Annotated in this window: 16 protein-coding genes; 9 read left to right on the top strand and 7 right to left on the bottom strand. The window is 68.1% G+C overall.

All coding sequences use genetic code 11. The features are described 5' to 3' along the window. Positions 1–59 precede the first annotated feature (59 nt). The 5 genes from RTY13_RS05345 to hemE all read right to left on the bottom strand — a co-directional run bounded on the left by RTY13_RS05345 (position 60) and on the right by hemE (position 4,716). Entirely contained in the window at positions 60–299 is a 240-nt protein-coding gene (locus tag RTY13_RS05345; RefSeq protein ID WP_134581953.1) for a DUF6489 family protein, read from the bottom strand. Between the two features lie 81 nt (positions 300–380). Next, positions 381–1,868 (bottom strand): transcription termination factor Rho, encoded by a 1,488-nt coding sequence (gene rho / locus RTY13_RS05340; protein ID WP_312781692.1) that lies wholly within the window; start codon positions 1,866–1,868, stop codon positions 381–383. A gap of 265 nt (positions 1,869–2,133) precedes the next feature. Then, positions 2,134–2,601: a CopD family protein gene (locus RTY13_RS05335; protein WP_312781690.1), complete on the bottom strand. Its 468-nt coding sequence runs from the start codon at positions 2,599–2,601 to the stop codon at positions 2,134–2,136. Positions 2,602–2,620: 19 nt separating this feature from the next. Continuing rightward, a complete protein-coding gene (hemH, locus tag RTY13_RS05330; RefSeq protein ID WP_312781688.1) occupies positions 2,621–3,685 on the bottom strand; it encodes a ferrochelatase in 1,065 nt (354 codons plus the stop codon). Beyond that, a complete protein-coding gene (gene hemE / locus RTY13_RS05325; RefSeq protein WP_312781686.1) occupies positions 3,682–4,716 on the bottom strand; it encodes a uroporphyrinogen decarboxylase in 1,035 nt (344 codons plus the stop codon). Before hemE ends, hemH begins: the two co-directional genes overlap by 4 nt. 521 nt (positions 4,717–5,237) lie before the next feature. Here hemE and RTY13_RS05320 point away from each other — a divergent pair. From RTY13_RS05320 to dnaQ, 5 genes are read left to right on the top strand one after another with little or no spacing between them, the layout of a single operon-like run. After that, positions 5,238–6,110 carry a pyruvate, water dikinase regulatory protein gene (locus RTY13_RS05320; RefSeq protein WP_312781684.1) on the top strand — a complete coding sequence of 291 codons (873 nt, stop codon included), beginning with the start codon at positions 5,238–5,240 and terminating at the stop codon, positions 6,108–6,110. After that, entirely contained in the window at positions 6,107–6,706 is a 600-nt protein-coding gene (locus tag RTY13_RS05315; RefSeq protein WP_312781682.1) for a Maf family nucleotide pyrophosphatase, read from the top strand. The genes RTY13_RS05320 and RTY13_RS05315 overlap by 4 nt, the downstream gene beginning before the upstream one ends. Next, positions 6,703–7,560: a shikimate dehydrogenase gene (locus RTY13_RS05310; RefSeq protein ID WP_312781680.1), complete on the top strand. Its 858-nt coding sequence runs from the start codon at positions 6,703–6,705 to the stop codon at positions 7,558–7,560. Before RTY13_RS05315 ends, RTY13_RS05310 begins: the two co-directional genes overlap by 4 nt. After that, the gene (gene coaE / locus RTY13_RS05305; RefSeq protein ID WP_312781678.1) at positions 7,557–8,171 is read left to right on the top strand and encodes a dephospho-CoA kinase; all 615 of its coding nucleotides are present in this window, start codon (positions 7,557–7,559) and stop codon (positions 8,169–8,171) included. The genes RTY13_RS05310 and coaE overlap by 4 nt, the downstream gene beginning before the upstream one ends. A gap of 43 nt (positions 8,172–8,214) precedes the next feature. After that, positions 8,215–8,949: a DNA polymerase III subunit epsilon gene (gene dnaQ / locus RTY13_RS05300; protein WP_312781676.1), complete on the top strand. Its 735-nt coding sequence runs from the start codon at positions 8,215–8,217 to the stop codon at positions 8,947–8,949. Positions 8,950–9,060: 111 nt separating this feature from the next. On the opposite strand, the gene secB is transcribed toward dnaQ, so the two are convergent. After that, on the bottom strand, positions 9,061–9,588 hold the full coding sequence (gene secB / locus RTY13_RS05295; protein ID WP_390183200.1) for a protein-export chaperone SecB: 528 nt from the start codon (positions 9,586–9,588) through the stop codon (positions 9,061–9,063). Positions 9,589–9,805: 217 nt separating this feature from the next. Between secB and timA the strand changes: the two genes are divergently transcribed. Genes timA through RTY13_RS05280 form a run of 3 tightly spaced genes read left to right on the top strand, consistent with a single transcriptional unit; the run spans position 9,806 to position 11,847 of the window. Beyond that, positions 9,806–10,426, top strand: coding sequence for a TIM44-related membrane protein TimA (timA, locus tag RTY13_RS05290; RefSeq protein WP_312781674.1), 621 nt, complete (start codon positions 9,806–9,808; stop codon positions 10,424–10,426). Next, positions 10,426–11,550, top strand: coding sequence for an MltA domain-containing protein (locus tag RTY13_RS05285; RefSeq protein WP_312781672.1), 1,125 nt, complete (start codon positions 10,426–10,428; stop codon positions 11,548–11,550). Before timA ends, RTY13_RS05285 begins: the two co-directional genes overlap by 1 nt. A 57-nt stretch (positions 11,551–11,607) precedes the next feature. Next, a complete protein-coding gene (locus RTY13_RS05280) occupies positions 11,608–11,847 on the top strand; it encodes a hypothetical protein (protein WP_312781670.1) in 240 nt (79 codons plus the stop codon). A gap of 452 nt (positions 11,848–12,299) precedes the next feature. Here RTY13_RS05280 and RTY13_RS05275 read toward each other — a convergent pair whose 3' ends face one another. Next, the gene (locus tag RTY13_RS05275) at positions 12,300–13,817 is read right to left on the bottom strand and encodes a helicase HerA-like domain-containing protein (RefSeq protein WP_312781668.1); all 1,518 of its coding nucleotides are present in this window, start codon (positions 13,815–13,817) and stop codon (positions 12,300–12,302) included. 118 nt (positions 13,818–13,935) lie between these two features. Here RTY13_RS05275 and RTY13_RS05270 point away from each other — a divergent pair, with 118 nt between their 5' ends. Further along, positions 13,936–15,096: an AI-2E family transporter gene (locus tag RTY13_RS05270; RefSeq protein ID WP_312781666.1), complete on the top strand. Its 1,161-nt coding sequence runs from the start codon at positions 13,936–13,938 to the stop codon at positions 15,094–15,096. Positions 15,097–15,293 lie beyond the last annotated feature (197 nt).

Below are 15,293 nucleotides of genomic sequence, written 5' to 3'. Positions count from 1 at the left end.
GAAAAATCCCTCCACCGCTTCGCGGTCCCCCTCCCCATTCCATGGGGAGGAAAAGAGGATCACGGCTTGGGCGCGCCCGTGACGGCGGCTTCCATCAGGCGACGGAACTGATCCTGCGCCTGAACGCCGAAGCTGGTCCAGGTCTTCATCAGTTCATCGGGCTGCATGGCCGCCATGTTGGCGTCCATCCGCTTCTGCATCTCGGCGACCAGGTGGTCGTTGAGCGGCGTCACGTCCGGCAGGCCGAGGAAGGCGCGGGCCTCGGCCGGGGTGCAGTCGATCTCGATGTTCAGCTTCATCACATCCTCGCGTGTTTCACGTGAAACATGACGGCGCCCCTCAAGCAGCCGCCCGCCGCGCGGGCGGCGCTAGGGCCAGAATTATGTATTCATGGACTGGAAGAAGTCGCCGTTGTTCTTGGACTGGCGCAGCTTGTCGAGCAGGAACTCGATCGCGTCCTGCGGGCCCATCGGGTTGAGGATGCGGCGCAGGACATAGGTCTTGGCCAGCTGGTCCTTCGGCGTGATGAGGTCTTCCTTGCGGGTGCCGGACTTGAGCACGTCGATGGCCGGGAAGATGCGCTTGTCGGCGACCTTGCGGTCCAGCACGATTTCCGAGTTACCCGTGCCCTTGAACTCTTCGAAGATGACCTCGTCCATGCGGCTGCCGGTATCGATCAGGGCCGTGGCGATGATGGTCAGCGAGCCGCCCTGCTCCACATTGCGCGCGGCGCCGAAGAAACGCTTGGGACGCTGCAGGGCGTTGGCGTCGACGCCGCCGGTCAGGACCTTGCCAGACGACGGGACGGTGGCGTTGTAGGCGCGGCCCAGGCGGGTGATGGAGTCCAGCAGGATCACCACATCCTTCTTGTGCTCGACCAGACGCTTGGCCTTTTCAATCACCATTTCGGCGACGGCGACGTGGCGGGTGGCCGGCTCGTCGAAGGTGGAGGCGACGACCTCGCCCTTCACCGTGCGCTGCATGTCGGTGACTTCTTCGGGGCGTTCGTCGATCAGCAGGACGATCAGGAAGACTTCCGGGTGGTTCTTCTCGATCGACTTGGCGATGTTCTGCAGCATGACCGTCTTACCCACGCGCGGCGGGGCGACGATCAGGCAGCGTTGGCCCTTGCCGAGCGGGGCGACGATGTCGATGACCCGGCCTGAACGGTCCTTCAGCGTCGGGTCCTGGATTTCCATGTGCAGGCGCTCTTCGGGATAGAGCGGCGTCAGGTTGTCGAACAGGACCTTGGTCTTGACCATCTCCGGATCTTCGAAGTTGATCGTGTCGACCTTCAGCAGGGCGAAGTAACGCTCACCCTCGCGCGGACCGCGCACGGCGCCGTGCACCGTGTCGCCCGAACGCAGGCCGAAGCGGCGGATCTGCGACGGCGAGACATAGACGTCGTCCGGACCCGGCAGATAGTTGGCGTCCGGGCTGCGCAGGAAGCCGAAGCCGTCCGGCAGGATCTCCAGCACGCCCGAGGCGATGATCTCGACCTCTTCGTCGGCCAGGGTCTTCAGGATGGCGAACAGCAGGTCCTGCTTGCGCAGGTTGCCCGCGTTCTCGATGTCCAGGCCCTCGGCGAAGGCGACCAGGTCTTCCGGCGTCTTCTCGTTCAGTTCCTGCAGGGTGATGCGGCCGTTGGGAACGATCGGCTCGCCGTCCTCGTCCTCGTCGTCGGCCGTGGTGTCGACGCCGGTGTCGTCGTTTACGATTTCAGCGGCGACTTCGATCTCGACTTCCGGTTCCGGCGCGGGCTCAGCGGCCGCCTTCGATCCTCCCAGGGTCAGCGTCTTGCGCGGGCGTTCCGCAACAGTTTCAACGACTTCCGGGGCCTGGTCGTTGTTCTCGCGGGTATCGGTCATGGCGTGCTCGCTCACGCGCTCGGACGCGAAGGGCGTCGAGGGCGGTTCGTCTGTCGATGTCGCGGCCTTGCGGCCAGAGGGAGAGCGACGGGCTCCCGCAGGATCGATCCAGCAGGCGTCGCGAAAAGAGAGGGACCGCCCTGCAGCCTAGGCCGAACGGTTCATCGCCAGCGGAACCACGAAACCCCAGCCCCCGTCAAGCAATGCGGTATCAGATAAGGCGCGCGCTCAAATAGCGAACGACCGCGTCGCGAGCCTTAGCGCCCTAAAACGTCCATTCCAGGGTGACCGACAACACCATGACGATGGCCAGCAGGAAGGGGATTTCGTTGGTCATGCGCCAGAAGCGGCCCGAATATTTCGACGTCCCGGCGGCGATCTTCTTCCTCTGCCCGGCCAGGAAGCCGTGCCAGGCGGCCAGCAGGAAGACGCCGGTCAGCTTGGTCGCCATCCAGGGCTGATGGACGAAGGACCAGTCGGCGCCCTCGCCGCTGCGCAGCCACAGAAGCCAGCCGCCGAAGACGAAGGCCAGGATCATGGCCGGATTGATGATGATGCGCAGCAGGCGCGTCTGCCACAGGCGCAGCAGGGCCTGCATCTCGCCGCGCAGGGGCTCGGGCTTGGCGTTCTGCTCGGCGTCATAGGCGAACAGGCGCGGCAGGAAGAGCATCCCGGCCATCCAGGCGATCACCGCCAGGATGTGAAGCCCGCGAGCCAGATTGTAATAGTCCATGAGGCTCCCCCTCGACCGGTCAGGCCGCCTTTGAACAACCGCCGGGACAGGCGTTCAAGTGGGCGCATGGTCCCCCCCTGGACGCGCCCTGCGGCGCTGTGCCCGAGGTTTCCAGCGCCGCCTCGACGGCCTGGGCCAGAGCGGCGATGAAGGCCGGCTCCACCCCCACAGCGGGCGCCCGCAGATAGGGGGCGCAACCGACCTGTTCAGCCAGTTCGGCGTATTCGTGATCCAGTTCGACCAGGGTCTCGATATGTTCGGAGACGAAGGCGATCGGCACGACCACCGCGCCGACCCCATCCCGGCCCGCCTGCTCGACGGCTTCGGGCGTCGACGGCCCCAGCCATTTCAGCGGCCCGACCCGGCTCTGATAGCAGACGGACCAGTCGGTCAGCCCCATGCGGGCGACGACGGCGGCGACCGTGGCCTCGACCTGGGCCTGATAGGGATCGCCGGCCGCGACCAGCTTTTCCGGAATGCCGTGGGCCGAGAACAGCACCCGCACCGGCCGGCCCTCGGCCTTGTCCATGGTCTCGCGGATCAGGCGGACCTGGGCCTCGATCAGACCCTCGGCGTCGGGATAGCAGCAGACGGCGTGAAGCTCGCCCGGCCCCTTGTAGGCCTCGCGCCAGGCCTTCAGCGACGAGGCCGTCGTGGTGGTCGAGAACTGCGGATAGAGGGGCAACAGCACGACATGGTCGGGCTGGAACTCGGCCACGGCCTTTGCGGTGTCCTCGGTCATCGGATGCCAGTAGCGCATGGCGATGAAGACCTCGGTCTCGTCGCCCGGCGCCGCATCGGCCAGGGCTTCGGACAGGGCCTCCGCCTGCTTCAGCGTTTCGGGCAGCAAAGGCGAGCCCCCGCCCATCCGCGCATAATTGGCCTGGGCCGACTTCTCGCGACGCGACGAGATCAGCCGCGCCAGGGGCGTGCGGACGATCCCCGGCAAGCCGATGATGGCCGGGTCGTTGAACAGGTTGAACAGGAAGGGTTTGACCGCCTCCGGCCCATCCGGTCCGCCGAGATTGGTCAGCACGACGGCCACGCGCCGGTTCGGGCGACGGGTCTCGGCGGTCTGGCTCATTGGGCGCCGATCCGACGCAGGACCTGTTCGACGTGGGCGATCGGCACGTCCGGCAGGATGCCGTGGCCCAGGTTGAAGATCCACGGCCCCTGGCCCCAGGCCTCGAGCAGTTGATCGACGCGGCGGTCCAGCGCATCGCCGCCCGCGCGCAGCAAGAGGGGATCGAGCGCGCCCTGGATCGGCTTGATGGCCTGAACCCGTTTGCCGACTTCCAGAGGACAGGCGGTGTCCAGCGCCACGGCCTGGACGTCGCACTCGCTCGCATAGCGCTCTGCAAGCGCCGCAGAGCCTCTTGGGAAGCCGATGAGCGGCACGGTGACCCCCAGGGACCGGGCGCGGGCCACAAGCGCCTGGTGAGGCTTCAGAACGAGAGTTTCGAACAGATCGTCGGGCAGACCCTCGGCCCAGCTCTCGAAGATCTTCAGCACCTGGGCGCCGGCGTCCTGCTGCATCTTCAGATAATGGGCGGTGGACTCGACCAGGACGTCGAGAAGGGCCGCGACCTTTTCCGGTTCCGCATAGGCGTAGGTCCGGGCCGCGGCGCGTTCGCCCTTCATGATGGTGCGGGCTTCGCCGTCCAGCATATAGGTGGCCACGGTCCAGGGCGCCCCGGCAAAGCCGATCAGGGCGCGTTCCGGCTCCAGTTCCGCGCGCACCAGGCTCAGGGTCTGGCCCACCGCCTTCAGGGCCTCCCCCGCCCCGGAGGCCAGCTCCCGCATCGACTCCACCGAAGGCAGGGCGCCGAGGCGCGGACCTTCGCCGGCTTCGAACCAGACCTTCTGTTCCAGGGCGCCGGGGATCAGCAGAATGTCGGCAAAGACGATGGCGGCGTCGAAGCCGAACCGGCGCATGGGTTGAAGCGTGGCTTCCGCCGCCATCTCCGGGTTCATGCAGAAGGCGATGAAGTCCGGGGCCTTGGCCCTCAGCTCGCGGTATTCCGGCAGGTAGCGCCCCGCCTGACGCATGAACCACACGGGCGGACGGGTCGTGGCCTGGCCCTGGAGAGCCTGGATCAGAAGAGGAGTGCTCATGTCTTGGGCTTTAGGATGCACACTCCCAAGCCTCAATCCCTATTCAAGAATAAGAATTGATAGAAATTGGAGGATGGAAGCAGGGCGCTGAACTGCGGGGATAGAATCCGACCTTCCCGTCGATCGACAGGTTTCTCCCCGATTTCGGATGAACGAATCCGAGGCTCGCGGCCATGGTGTGTTGATTGCGGGGATAACCGGCTCTGAGGCCGCTGTAGCGGGAGTCCGATCTGGGCGCCGTTGTGGGAAAGGCGCCGGGCGCCAAATTTGGACAAGGCGCCTTATCCCCTGGTGAGGATAGAAATTCGGCGCCTGTATGAACGACTCCAGGCGCCGTTCGGCCATCGGCGCCCGCGATCCCCGCTCGCGACCGGCGTCGGAGCTTGCTAGAGGATTCGGCGCCCAATCGGCGCCCCGGCGGCGCCCAGGCGATATCGAACGGCGCCCAGGCTTTTGCACAGGTCTTCGGGGACAGGGTTTGAGGTTGTTCGGGCGCAAAGGATGAGGAGACGATCAGAGCCATGAGCCCCGCCCGCCCGTCGTCGCGTCTCGCCACCTATTTTCATGTCCACCTGGTCTCGGATTCGACCGGTGAGACCCTGAACGCCATGGCCAAGGCCGTGATCGCCCGTTTCGACGGCGTCATTCCCATCGAGCACATCTACGCCCTGGTCCGTTCGTCCAAGCAGATGGAGCGGGTTCTGGAAGAGGTGGCCGGGGCGCCCGGCGTGGTCCTGCACACCCTGGTCGACCGCGAACTGCGCGAACAGTTGGAGGAAGGCTGCCGTCGGCTGCAGACGCCGCAGATCGGCGCCCTGGACCCCCTGGTCGGGGCGCTGTCGGGCTATCTGGGGACCAATATCTCGACGCGTGTCGGGGCCCAGCACGCCCTGGACCACGGCTATTTCAACCGCATCGGCGCCCTGGACTTCGCCATCGCCCACGACGACGGCCAGGGGACGCTGGAGCAGCTGGAGCACGCCGATGTGGTCCTGTGCGGGGTCAGCCGGACGTCCAAGACCCCGACCTGCATCTATCTGGCCAACCGCGGCATTCGCGCCGCCAACGTGCCTCTGGTGCCGGGTCAGGAAGACGGCGAACGGCTGACCAGGCTCAAGAACCCCCTGGTTGTGGGTCTGACCGTCTCGCCCGACCGTCTGGTGCAGATCCGCCGCAACCGGCTGGAGGGGCTGAACGCGGCGCGGGCTTCGGACTATGTCGATCATGACGCGGTGCGCGACGAGACGGTCAAGGCGCGGCGCGCCTTCGAACGACGCGGCTGGCCCACCGTCGACGTGACCCGTCGTTCGGTCGAAGAGACGGCGGCCGCCATCATCAACCTGCTGAGCGAGCGGCGCGGCCGTCGCCAGGACACCCCCGGAGCCCCCACGTGACGACCACCGACGGTGAACGCCTGATCCTGGCCTCGAAAAGCGCAGCGCGGCGCGCCGTTCTGACCGATGCGGGCGTGCCCTTCACGGTCCAGGTCGCCGACGTGGACGAGGACGCGCTGAAGACGCCGGGCGTCGATCCGGTCGCCCTGGCGGTTGAGCTGGCCCGGTCCAAGGCCCTGGCCGTGTCGCGCCACGACGCCGACGCCTGGGTCCTGGGCGCGGACCAGACCCTGGCCTTCGACGGCGGCCTGGTCTCCAAGGCGCCGACGCTGACGGCGGCGCGCGAGCGCCTGATCGCCATGCGCGGGCGTTCGCATCAGTTGCATTCGGGCGCCGCCCTGGCCCGCAACGGCCAGGTCGTCTGGTCCGGCGTGGATACGGTCGAGATGAGGATGCGCGACTTCTCCGACGCCTTCCTCGACGCCTATCTGGCCGCCGAGGGCGAGGCCTTGCTGGCCTGTGTCGGCTCCTATCGGCTGGAAGGCCTCGGTTCGCAGCTGTTCGAGGCGGTCGAGGGCGACTACTTCACCGTCCTGGGCCTGCCCCTGTGGCCGGTCCTGGCTGAACTGCGCCGGGCGGGAGTGATCGTCTCGTGAACCCCTCCCCTATTCAGAAGAACCGCATCACCGGCGCCGCCCTGCTGGCGGGCATCGCCGGCCAACCCGTGACCCATTCGCTCAGTCCGGTGATCCACAACGCCTGGCTGGAGGCGGGAAACATCGACGGCGCCTATATGCCCTTCGCGCCCAAGGACGCCGCCGGGTTCGACGCCCTGGTCGCCGCCGGTCGCGCCGGTCTGGTCCAGGGGCTGAACGTCACCGCCCCCTTCAAGGAACAGGCCTTCGCCCTGGCGGATGAAGCCAGCGAGGCGGCCCAGGCGACCGGCTCGGCCAATATCCTGGTGTTTGAAGGCGGCCGCGTCCTGGCCGACAGCTCCGACGGGGTGGGCGTCCTCTACGCCCTGGCCGAGCAGGCGCCGGACCTGAACCTGAAAGGCGCCGTCGTGGTCATGCTGGGCGCTGGCGGTGCGGCGCGCGCCGGCGCGGGGGCCCTGATCGAGGCCGGGGCGAGCATCTGCATCCTCAACCGGTCGCGCGACCGGGCCGACGCCCTGGCCGCCGATCTCGGTCCCTCGGTCAGCCTGGCCGACGAGACGGCCCTGGCTGAGGCCGATCTGGTCATCAACGCCCTGAGCGTCCAGCCGAGCATCGACCTGTCGGTGCTGAAGTCCGACGCCGTGGTCATGGACATGACCTACAAGCCCGTGGTCACCCCCTTCCTGGCGGCGGCGCGGGCGCGCGACCTGACCACGGTGGATGGTCTGGCCATGCTGATCGGTCAGGCGACGCCCTCCTTCACCGCCCTGTTCCGGCGCCCGCCGCCGTCGCTGGATCTGCGCGCCCTGCTGCTGGCCCATCTGGGAGAGGCCCAAGTGGGGAAGACAAGGTGATCCTCCTCGGCCTGACCGGCTCGATCGGCATGGGCAAGTCGACCACGGGGCGGATGTTCGCCGACGAAGGCGCCCTGGTCTGGGACGCCGACGCCGCCGTGCATCGCCTCTATGCGCGGGGCGGGGCGGCGGTCGAGCCGCTGGGCAGGGCCTTCCCCGGCGTGGTTGCGGACGACGCCGTGGACCGGACCCGCCTGGCCGAGGCCTTGGGTCGTGACGAAGGCGCTTTCAAGCGGCTTGAGGCCATCGTCCATCCTCTCGTGGCGCAGGACCGGGCCGAGGATCTGGCGGCGGCGCGGGCCGAGGGCGTGCGTCTGGCGGTCCTGGACATCCCCCTGCTGTTCGAGACCGGCGGCGACCAGTTCGTGGACGCCGTGGTTGTGGTCACCGCCGACCCCGAGGTTCAGGCGGCGCGCGTCCTGGCCCGCCCCGGCATGACCCGCGAGCGTTTCGAAGCCATCCTGTCCCGGCAGACGCCGGACGCCGAGAAACGCCGCCGCGCCGACTTCCTGGTCGACACCGGACGCGGGCTGGACGCGGCCCGCGAGCAGGTGGCCCAAATCGTGGGGACAGTTCTTGATCCCGCGTGGACGCCGCCGCGCCGGGGCTGAGGCCGCCCTTCCGTTGCGATGCGGCTTGCCTCATTAAGGGGCCATGGCCCGCGAAATCGTTCTCGACACTGAAACCACCGGCTTTGACCCCAAGACGGGCGACCGTCTGATCGAGGTCGGCTGCATCGAGATCTATGACCTGCTGCCGACGGGGCGGACCTTTCACCGCCTGGTCAATCCCGAGCGCCTGATCCCGCCGGACGCCATCCGGGTCCACGGCATCACCGACGACCACGTCAAGGACGCGCCGAAATTCCACGAGATCGCGGCCGACCTGATGGAGTTCATCGGCGACGCGCCCCTGATCGCGCACAACGCCAACTTCGACCGCAACTTCATCGACTTCGAATACAGCCGCATCGGTCAGAAGCCGCCGGCCCAGGAGCGCTGGATCGACACGCTTCAGTTGGCGCAGAAGCGGTTTCCAGGCATGCCCAACTCGCTGGACGCCCTGTGCAAGCGCTTCAAGATCTCCCTGGTCGACCGCACCCTGCACGGCGCCCTGATCGACTCCCGCCTGTTGGCCGAGGTCTATCTTGAGCTGCGCGGGGGCAAGGAACGGGCCCTGGATCTGACGAGCGCTCGCAGCCCGCAGGCCCTGGCGGCGGCGGCCAAGGTCAGCCACGGCGCGCGCCCCAATCCCCTGCCCTTCTTCTCTACCGAGGCGGAACAGGCGGCGCATCTGGCCTTTCTGAAGGCGATGCTGAAGGACCACAGCCTGTGGGCCGGTTACGGCGTGACCGTCGAGGCCGAAGCCAAGGACGAGGCGGCGGCCTAGCCTCGCCATTCGCCGAGAAAAAGAGGACGCCCCTTCGGACGCCCCCTCCCAATTTTCCGCTCAAGCAGCGAGCGCGCCGCGCGCCTCGCTATAGCGGTCTCTCTTAGATGATTAAGCCTGACCGGCGTCGGCCGGGCCGCTGGCGATCTGCTGTTGGCGGGCGACATAGATGGCGGCGAAGTCGATCGGGTCGACCATAAAGGGCGGGTAGAAGCCGCCGTCCGAGGTGGCCTGGGCAATGACCTGACGAGCGAAGGGGAAGAGGTAGCGCGGGCACTCGATCAGCAGCATGGGCTCAATGTCCTGGGGCGAGACGCCGCTCAGGGCGAACAGGCCGCCATAGACGAGTTCCACGTGAAACACCGGGGCCTTGTCCTCGCCGGTCGCCTTGACCGACAGCTTCAGGTCCAGCTCGAACAGGCCGTCAGGACGACCGGCGGCGTTCATCTCCACGCCCATGTCGATGGCCGGCTTGCCCTCGATGCGCAGGCTGTCGGGCGCGCGCGGATTTTCGAAGGACAGATCGCGGACGTATTGCGCCAGGATGCGGAAGCCGGGGCCGGCGGGCTGGCCCTGGCCTTCCATCGGCTCGGTCTGGCCGTTGGCGGCGGTGTCGGCGGGGGCGGTGGCGTCGGTCATGAAGGTAAGCCGTCAGTCTGAAATCGTGGGACGCCGGACCGCTCCGGGCCCGGGGTGAAGGGCCCGCGACTACCACGGCGAGGCTATTGGCCGCAACGGCGAGACCGGTGTTCTAAGCCCCCCTCGCCTTGCGCCGGGCGGGAACGCCCCCTAATCCTCAGGACAATAGAGATGCGCGTCCGACGATCCCCCTGGATGCGCCAATCAGGTGAAGCCCGTGCCCGTCCAATTCCAGATCATCATGTTCGCCATCGTCGCCGCGGTGCTGCTGTTCATGCTCTATAATGTTCTGGGCAAGAAGGTCGGACGTCAGCCTCAGGAAGACGCCCGCCTGCCCCAGACGGCGCCCGCCGCCGGCCAGGCGCCGGTCCCTGCTGCGCCGGGCCTGGACGCGGCCACCGCCGCCGCCGTCGCCGGCCTGAAAGCCCGCGATCCCGCCTTTGATCCGGCCCGTTTCCTGGAGGGCGCGCGTCAAGCCTATGAGACCATCGTGCGCGGCTATGCCGCCGGGGACCGCGAGGCCCTGCGCCCGCTGCTGACGCCCTCGGTCATGACCTCGTTCGAGGCCGGCATCGCCGCCCGTGAAGCGCGCGGCGAGCGCGAACAGGCCGAGTTCCTGCACACGCCCCGCGCCGATCTGGAACTGGCCACGGTCAAGGACGACCGCGCCGTCGCCAAGGTCCGCTTCCTGGCCGAGATGCGCAGCACCGTGATCCCCGCCGAGGGCGAGACGACGACGGACGAGCGCCGCACCGCCGAACTGTGGACCTTCGAGCGCGCCCTGGGCGCCGCCGATCCCAACTGGGCCCTGGCCCGCGTCGAGCCGGCCAGCGCCTGATGCGCGTCGCCGCCGAGGCGTCCCGCCTGAAAATGGCGCGAAGGGGTGCAACCAAGCTCGGCGCCCTGTCTCTCATGCTGTTCGCGGCGGCCTGCGCCTCGACCTCGCCGGTCGCGCCGCCGACAGGACCTGGCCCGGCTCCCGGCCCCGGACCGATCACGCCCCAGCCCCCGTTGGAAGGGATGAGTCTGACCGCCCTGCCCGGCTGGGCCGAGGAAGACCACCTGGCCGCCTTCAACGCCTATGTCGCCGGCTGCGTCCGCGCCCGGGGCCGGGCGGCTGAGGCCGTCTGCGCCCGCGCCCGCGACCTGAATGCGCGGCGGTTGTCGCCCAGCGACGCCCGCGCCTTTCTCGAGACCCACTTCGTCGCGACCGAGGCCCGCACGGATGACGGCCGGGCCGGTCTTTTGACGGCCTATTTCGCGCCCGAGTATCCGGCCCGCCGCACGCCGGACGCCGAGTTCGACGCCCCGGTCCTCAACCGCCCGGCCAACCTGTCCGAGGTCGGCGACCGCGCCGCCATCGAGGCCGGTTCGGCCCAGTCGACCGCCCTGGCCTGGATGCGGGCCGAGGACCTCTTCTTCCTGCAGATCCAGGGATCGGGGACCCTGACCTTCCCGGACGGCGCCCGCCTGCGCGCCGCCTACGCCGCCGACAATGGCGCCAAGTTCGTCGGCATCGCCCGTCCCATGGCCGAGCGCGGCCTGTTGCCCGCCAACGGAACCTCGGGCGACGCCATTCGCGGCTGGCTGTCGGCCCATCGCGGGGCCGAGGCGCGCGAAGTCATGGCCCTGAACCCGCGCTACATCTTCTTCACGACCTCGGCTGATGACGGCAAGGAGGCCACCGGCGCAGCCGGCGTCCCCCTGCCCGCCCGCCGCTCGGTGGCCGTGGACCCGTCGCGCTGGACCTATGGCGAGGCCGTCTGGATCGAGGCCGACGGCGGCAACCTGGTCGGCGCCCGCGCCAGCTATCGCGGCCTGGTCATGGCGCTGGACACCGGCTCGGCTATCCGTGGCTCGGTCCGCGCCGACCTCTATATCGGTCGCGGCGACGCGGCGGGTCAGGAGGCAGGGTCCGTGCGGCATCCGCTCAGGATGTGGCGGCTGATCCCGAGGGGATGAGGCGGGAGTCTGCATTCGACCATTGCGGACATACAGTCTGGCCACGAGTATGGGCGCATGGATGCCGCCTTCAAACCAACCTCAACTCAACAGGCGATCCTTCAACGGTTGCGCCTCCCTGAGCACATCGTGCTCAAGCTTCAGCGGCCGAGTTTCGCCCTTGATGCCAAAGACACTGAAGCTGCTCGCGAGGCTCTCACAGAAGAACTGGCGAGAGTGGGCTTCGATTCCGACTACGAACTGACAGCCGAGGGGCGATTGATTGAAAGCCTGATCGACGCGCTTTTCGCCCCCTGAGTCAGCCCATCCGCCCAGAGGCAAGCTGCACATCTTCGATGACGGAGCGTTCTGATGTCTACATTTCCTACGCTGACGACCGACCAAGCATACCAAGCGATGGCAGCCTTTCTGGAGGCCTATTGGATCAGGGGCGGACGAACCGACGACTAGATCGCTATCATTCTAGGCGGCATGGCGGGCGGACAGGGCGAGACCGCAGACCCGGCCATGTGGAGCGACTGGGTTGAAGCTGTCGGTGCCGTCACAGGCTTCCGCCTTCCAGAAGTGTAATCCAACGTCCGCTTTCCACCCATAGCCGTCATTCCGCGGGGAGCAGCGAAGCCGGAATCCAGGCGGTCAGGACTTCTCCGCCCTCGCCATGGGTTTCGGCGTCTGGGCCCCGGATCGTCCCTTCGGGCCGTCCGGGGTGACGGAGGTTGGCGGGCTGGGGGCTGGCCGCCGACCCGCCCCTAACGCCGCTTCAAACTGCCTAGGACGCCGCGCAGCAGTTCGCGGGTGATGGTCGAGCCGGCGGTGCGCAGGACGGATTTGGTCAGGGCCTCCATCGGGGTCTGGCGGGACGAGGCGCGGGGGCGCGGGGCGGCGCGTTCGCGCGCCGGAGCGGGGGCTGAACGGGCGGCCTTTTCAGCGGCCTTGGCCTCGGCGGCGGCGCTGGCGGTTTCCGCCTCGATGCGCTCGGCCTGGGCGCGGCGGGCCTTCAGGACCTCTTCGGCGGACTCGCGGTTGACCGCCGTGTCATAGGTGCCGCGCACCGGGCTGGCGGCCATGACGGCGGCGCGTTCGGCGTCGGTCGCCGGGCCCAGGCGCGAGTCCGGCGGACGGATCTTCGTCTGGGCCACCACGGTCGGGGCGCCCTTGTCGTCCAGGGTCGAGACCAGGGCCTCGCCCACGCCCAGGGCCTGGATGGCCTCGGCCGTATCGAAGGCGGGGTTGGTGCGGAAGCTCTGGGCGGCGGCGCGCAGGCCCTTCTGTTCGGCGGGGGTGTAGGCGCGAAGCGCGTGCTGCACCCGGTTGCCCAGCTGGGCCAGGACGGTGTCGGGAATGTCGGCCGGGTTCTGGGTGACGAAATAGACCCCGACGCCCTTGGAGCGGATCAGGCGCACCACCTGCTCCACCTTCTCCAGCAGACCCTTGGGCGCGTCGTTGAACAAAAGGTGGGCCTCGTCGAAGAAGAAGACCAGGCGCGGCTTCTCCGGGTCGCCGATCTCGGGCAGTTGTTCGAACAGTTCCGACAGCAGCCACAGCAGGAAGGCCGCATACAGGCGCGGGCTGTTCATCAGCCGGGTGGAATCCAGAACATTGACCTGGCCCCGCCCGTCCAGCGAGGTGCGCATCATGTCCTCCAGCCTCAGGGCCGGTTCACCGAAGAAGGCGTCGCCGCCCTGCTGCTCCAGTTGCAGCAGGGCGCGCTGGATGGCGGCGATGGAGGTGGGCGAGACGTTTCCGACTTCGCGGCCGATGGTCTGGGCGTTCTCGCCGACATAGGCCAGCAGGGCGCGCAGATCCTCGAGGTCCAGCAGCAGCAGGCCCTCCTTGTCCGCGACGTGGAAGGCGACCGTCAGCACCCCCTCCTGCACGTCGTTCAGCTCCAGCATCCGGGCCAGCAGAGTCGGGCCGATGTCCGAAACCGTGGCGCGCACCGGGTGGCCCTTCTGGCCATAGAGGTCCCAGAAGACGACGGGGGCCGCCTTGCCGGTCAGGCTGAGGCCCATCTTGCCGGCGCGCTCGCCGAACTTGGCGGTGTCCCCGGCCTGACTGATGCCCGACAGGTCGCCCTTCACGTCGGCGCAGAAGACGGGAACGCCCGCGTCGGAAAAGCCCTGGGCCATGATCTGCAGGGTCACCGTCTTGCCGGTGCCGGTGGCGCCGGCCACCACGCCGTGCCGGTTGGCGCGCTTGAACAGCAGGTTTTCAGCAGCGCCCTCGAAGGACTGGCCGAGGAAGAGGGCGGCGGGATTGTCGGTCATTCGGGGCGGTCTCCTGCGTCTGGCCGCATGGTTATCTGACCGAGCCAAGGCCGCAAGGCGGAACCGTGCGGCTTTACAGCGATTGACGCTGTCCCCGACGCCCACGACAGTCCCGCTCATGAAACTGCCCCTCACGGTTCCGACCTCAGCGGTCGCGCGCAACGCCCTGGTCCTGATCGCCGTCGTGGCGTCCGGGGCGGCGCTCTACTGGCTGCGGGACATCCTGACGCCCCTGGCCATGGCCATCTTCCTGATGATCATGATCGACGGGGTGAAACGCTCGATCGAGCGCAGGACTCCGGTGCCGTCGCGCTTCGCCGGGGCGGCGGCCCTGATTGTGGTGGTGATCGGCTTCCTTCTGTCGATCTGGATCATTGTGGACGGGGCGGCGGGCTTCTTCACCGACGCCTCGGGGGTGTCGGCCAGCATTGGTCCGCGCCTGGATCACATCATCGCCGACGTCAGCGGCCTGGTGGGGGTCAAGGACCCGCCGACCCTGCAGGACCTGATCGCCGGCATCGACCTGCGCGGCTGGCTGACGCAGACGGCGATGCAGGCCCAGGGCGTGGCCTCGGGCGCCTTCTTCGTCATGGTCTATCTGGGCTTCCTGCTGGCCTCGCAGGCGGGCTTCAGGAAGAAGATCGTGGCCATGTTCCCTGACCGCGGCGCCCGCAACGAGGCGCTGGAGGTGTTCAACCGGGTGCGCGGCGGGGTCGAGGGCTATCTGTGGGTCCAGGCCGTGACGGGGGCCATGATCTGCGCCGTCGCCTGGGCCCTGATGCGGGCCGTGGGGCTTCAGAACGCCGAGTTCTGGACCTTCGTCATCTTCATCGTCGGCTTCATTCCGGTGCTGGGGGGCGCCATCGCCGGCTGCGCCCCGCCCCTGTTCGCCCTGGTCCAGTTCGAGAGCTACTGGCCCGCCCTGATCCTGCTGGTCGGGCTTCAGGCCCTGCTCTTCATCGTCGGCAACATGATCCAGCCGCGCATGCAGGGCGACAATCAGAACATCGACCCGGTGGTGGTCCTGCTGGCCCTGGCCCTGTGGGGCAAGATGTGGGGCGTGCCGGGCATGTTCCTGTCGACGCCCCTGGCGGTGATGGCCATGGCCATCCTGGCCGAATTCAAGGGGTCGCGCTGGATCGCGGTCCTGCTGTCGGGCGATGGCGAGCCCTATGCGCCGCGCAAGGCGCCGCCTGAAAAACCCAAGGGGGGTGGCTGGTTCAGGGGTCTCGTGGGGCGCGGCAAGGCGCCGCATGAAAAAGACCCGAAAGAAGGCTGATCCTGCCCTTGATCCGCCATATCTGGCGACTATCTACCCAATCAGACGACGCGGCCCCCTTCCCCCTCCCGGCCGCGAAGTCCAGAGGACCGGCGCTCCCTCCCCCTCCTGCGCCGGACCCCAAGCAGGCCGTCGAGCGTTTCACGCTCGGCGGCCTTGTTCTTTCAGCCCTTCGATTTGTTGAATACGGCGCGTCA

Origin of the sequence: Brevundimonas sp. (genome assembly GCF_032055285.1) — a bacterium.
Taxonomy (GTDB): domain Bacteria; phylum Pseudomonadota; class Alphaproteobacteria; order Caulobacterales; family Caulobacteraceae; genus Brevundimonas.
This window is presented reverse-complemented; position numbering and strand designations above follow the sequence as displayed.

What these genes read in the sequence shown, in the direction of transcription:
- RTY13_RS05345 (WP_134581953.1), bottom strand. Translation starts at nt 299, where the DNA reads ATGAAGCTGAACATCGAGATCGACTGCACCCCGGCCGAGGCCCGCGCC.
- rho (WP_312781692.1), bottom strand. Translation starts at nt 1,868, where the DNA reads ATGACCGATACCCGCGAGAACAACGACCAGGCCCCGGAAGTCGTTGAA.
- RTY13_RS05335 (WP_312781690.1), bottom strand. Translation starts at nt 2,601, where the DNA reads ATGGACTATTACAATCTGGCTCGCGGGCTTCACATCCTGGCGGTGATC.
- hemH (WP_312781688.1), bottom strand. Translation starts at nt 3,685, where the DNA reads ATGAGCCAGACCGCCGAGACCCGTCGCCCGAACCGGCGCGTGGCCGTC.
- hemE (WP_312781686.1), bottom strand. Translation starts at nt 4,716, where the DNA reads ATGAGCACTCCTCTTCTGATCCAGGCTCTCCAGGGCCAGGCCACGACC.
- RTY13_RS05320 (WP_312781684.1), top strand. Translation starts at nt 5,238, where the DNA reads ATGAGCCCCGCCCGCCCGTCGTCGCGTCTCGCCACCTATTTTCATGTC.
- dnaQ (WP_312781676.1), top strand. Translation starts at nt 8,215, where the DNA reads ATGGCCCGCGAAATCGTTCTCGACACTGAAACCACCGGCTTTGACCCC.
- secB (WP_390183200.1), bottom strand. Translation starts at nt 9,588, where the DNA reads ATGACCGACGCCACCGCCCCCGCCGACACCGCCGCCAACGGCCAGACC.
- RTY13_RS05285 (WP_312781672.1), top strand. Translation starts at nt 10,426, where the DNA reads ATGCGCGTCGCCGCCGAGGCGTCCCGCCTGAAAATGGCGCGAAGGGGT.
- RTY13_RS05280 (WP_312781670.1), top strand. Translation starts at nt 11,608, where the DNA reads ATGGATGCCGCCTTCAAACCAACCTCAACTCAACAGGCGATCCTTCAA.
- RTY13_RS05275 (WP_312781668.1), bottom strand. Translation starts at nt 13,817, where the DNA reads ATGACCGACAATCCCGCCGCCCTCTTCCTCGGCCAGTCCTTCGAGGGC.
- RTY13_RS05270 (WP_312781666.1), top strand. Translation starts at nt 13,936, where the DNA reads ATGAAACTGCCCCTCACGGTTCCGACCTCAGCGGTCGCGCGCAACGCC.